We start from the raw sequence: 341 nt of genomic DNA, 5'->3' as shown, positions 1-341 counted from the left end.
CAGGAAGAATTTGCCGGCGGCGTCGATGCCGTACACCTCGGTGGGCATGAACAGCACCATGACCGACCAGATCGACCAGACGGAGAAGCCGACGTGTTCGGCGATCACCGACCAGATCAGGTTGCGCTTGGCGACCTGCCTGCCGCCCGCCTCCCACGCCTCGAGATCCTCGGCGTCCCACCGCTCGATATTGTGCTTCCGCGCGAATTTGTCTCGGAGACTTTCTTTTTCGATGAAGGTCGTCATCGCCGTTCCTCCTCGGGTCCGTGTTGATCCCCAAGGTAGGAAACGGGTGTTGCCACGGTGCTGCCCGCGGTGACCGTCGCATCAAGAGTTGCTCA

Annotated in this window: 1 pseudogene; it reads right to left on the bottom strand. The window is 61.3% G+C overall.

Annotated features, from left to right (window positions below):
* Positions 1–246 (bottom strand): annotated as a pseudogene (locus R1101_RS29160) (MFS transporter); the annotation flags it as partial.
* Positions 247–341: the final 95 nt, after the last annotated feature.

Source organism: Rhodococcus sp. R1101, from assembly GCF_000278445.1.
In the GTDB taxonomy this organism is placed as follows: domain Bacteria; phylum Actinomycetota; class Actinomycetes; order Mycobacteriales; family Mycobacteriaceae; genus Rhodococcus; species Rhodococcus gordoniae.
Note: the sequence above shows the minus strand (reverse complement) of the source record. Positions and strands in the feature narration are given on the sequence as shown.